This window comes from Clostridium sp., assembly GCF_036639235.1.
In the GTDB taxonomy this organism is placed as follows: Bacteria; Bacillota; Clostridia; order Clostridiales; family Caloramatoraceae; genus Clostridium_AB.
Map to the genome: position 1 here is coordinate 3,806 of NZ_JAVWJB010000062.1, position 2,509 is coordinate 6,314.

At 33.6% G+C, this 2,509-nt stretch carries 3 protein-coding genes; all 3 read right to left on the reverse strand.

Annotated elements, in window-relative coordinates:
- The coding region (locus tag RR539_RS09965; RefSeq protein WP_332483494.1) for an RsmE family RNA methyltransferase at window positions 1–505 on the reverse strand (505 nt) is incomplete at its 3' end.
- A 10-nt stretch (window positions 506–515) separates the two neighbouring features.
- The gene (gene prmA / locus RR539_RS09970; protein WP_332473247.1) at window positions 516–1,457 is read right to left on the reverse strand and encodes a 50S ribosomal protein L11 methyltransferase; all 942 of its coding nucleotides are present in this window, start codon (window positions 1,455–1,457) and stop codon (window positions 516–518) included.
- A 71-nt stretch (window positions 1,458–1,528) separates the two neighbouring features.
- The gene (locus tag RR539_RS09975; protein WP_332473246.1) at window positions 1,529–2,107 is read right to left on the reverse strand and encodes a nitroreductase family protein; all 579 of its coding nucleotides are present in this window, start codon (window positions 2,105–2,107) and stop codon (window positions 1,529–1,531) included.
- Window positions 2,108–2,509: the final 402 nt, after the last annotated feature.

Consider the following 2,509-nt stretch of genomic DNA (forward strand, 5'->3'; position numbering starts at 1 on the left):
TAACAGCTAAATCGAATTCTGATACCATATCTACAGCATCACTAAAAGATATTGGCATTTCTATTTCCATTACACATCCTCTACCACTTTGCTTTGCTGCTTCCTTGGCGATTTTATTCCACCTATCAATTTTGTTTGTTAAGTCTCTAGATTCTGTTTTTACAACAACTCTATCTGTAATTACAGGAACAATACTATCTATTCCTATCTCAACACCTTTTTGGATAATAAGCTCCATTTTTGTTGATTTAGGAAGCCCCTGAAATACTGTAATCTTAACATCACACTCTGTTTGGTTTTTAAATGAATTTATAATACTACATATAACTTCCTTCTTATCTATTGCCTCAATAGAAGCAGTATATTCACTACACAATCCATCTGATACAAGAATTTCATCTCCTACTCTTAATCTTAAAACCTTACTTATGTGCTTAACGTCATCACCATCTATAATAATATTGGTATCATTAATATTTTTCTTATTAACAAAAAACTTATGCATAATTTTCTCCTTACATTGGCTTTGAAGAAATAGCTACCCACTCGCCTTTTTCCATTATCTCGATAACTTTAAATCCTTCTTTTTCAAGTGCATCTAGCACATCTTGCTTTCTATCTTGAATAATCCCTGATGTAATAAAGTATCCGTTTTCAGCAATAAATGGCTTAATAATGCTAGTTAGATATACTACAACCTCTGCAATAATATTAGCAACAACAATATTTCCCTTACCCTCAATAACATCAACAAGATCTCCATGCAGAATTTCCACATTATCAATTTTGTTATAGGCAACGTTTTCTCTTGCAGCTCCTACAGCAACCTTATCAAGGTCTACTCCAACAACCTTGTTAGCACCAAGCTTTGATGCAACAATTGAAAGAATACCTGAACCTGTACCTATATCAAATACTGTATCTTCCTTTGTCATATACTTCTCAAGTAGTTCTACACACATTGATGTAGTTTCGTGTGTTCCTGTTCCAAATGCCATACCTGGGTCAAGTTCAACTACTAAATCATCACTATTAGCCTCTGCTTCTTCCCAAATAGGCTTAATAAGTATCTTACTACCTATCTTTAAAGGCTTATAGTACTTCTTCCATGAAGTAGCCCAGTCTTCTTCAAAAACGTTGCTTGTAGTAACATGACCACGTCCTAAATCAATTCCCATTTCTCTAAGTTCTTCTATTTTAGCTTCTATATAAGAAATTATCTCTTCAATTTTCTCATCTTCGTTAAAGTATCCCTTAACAACTGCAGCATCTGCACCGAACTCAAAAATATTAACATCAGCAAAATCCCAGCTTAATTTATCCTTTTGCTTAATGTTTATATCCTCTGGGTCTTCTATAGCAACGCCTTTAACGTCTAACCCATAGAATATTCCTGATACTATTTCAACCGCTTCACTTTTAGTGATAACCTTAACTTCAAACCATTTTCCGTCCATGTAATTTTCTCCTTTACCTTTAAAGTACAATATCATCCCATTATACAATAATAATCACTTATTAAAAAGTATTACTCATCTGACTTATTGAATTTTCCAAAGTGTATAATTTCAGATAAATCATATCTTCCTGAAGGAACCTCTTTGCTTTGAAGCTCCTTTGGTAAAAGCCTAGTCTCACCCCTTTTTCCAACTGCTACAAGGCAAACTATATCATAATCATATGGAACCTTTAGAACCTTTCTTGCCCTATCCTTATCAAAGCCACCTATAGCCCTTGTAATAAGATTTCTTCTCTCAGCTTCTAAGGTTAAATATCCAAAGGCAGTACCTGTATCAAACATATGCCAATAATTCTCCCTAGAATTATAGTTAAATCTTCTCTTTGATATTATACATATTATAACAGGAGCCTTATCTGACCATACCCTATTAAATCTATCAATAGTACTATTTATATTATCCCTATCTGTTTTATCAATAGTTACAATAAATCTCCATGGTTGTTCATTATAACATGAAGGTGCCATTCTAGCCGCCTCAATTAGTCCCTTAATATCCTCACATCCTATTGCTTCTTCACTAAAAGACCTTGGAGACCATCTATTTTTTATTTCCATTAAAACTTCATAGTTTAAATTTCTATTCAACTGTTCCACTTCCTAACAATAATTATTAATTATATATTATCATAAAAATACTTCTAAATATAACAAAAGGCATCACAAAAGATGCCTTCAGATTGTTGACAAACCAATATTTGAAAAAATATTGGTTTGTCTTATAAAAAATTAAAATCCATGGTCAAGGGGGACCTGTGCCGCCGCAGACCATACCTCTCAAGGGGTCAAGTGACGCTTTAGCGGTGCGCAGTAGCTTTAGCACCCCTTGGCAAGCCTCATGAAAAATAGGTTTTTCATGACAGGTTGTTGACTTTGTCAACAGCCTAAAGGCATCACAAAAGATGCCTTTACGTAGTTAAAAACTTAATATGAATCTATAAATTAAAAGTTTGTTTGTGACATAACTAACAAAAGACGCCATAAAGGCGT

What these genes read in the sequence shown, in the direction of transcription:
- prmA (WP_332473247.1), bottom strand. Translation starts at nt 1,457, where the DNA reads ATGGACGGAAAATGGTTTGAAGTTAAGGTTATCACTAAAAGTGAAGCG.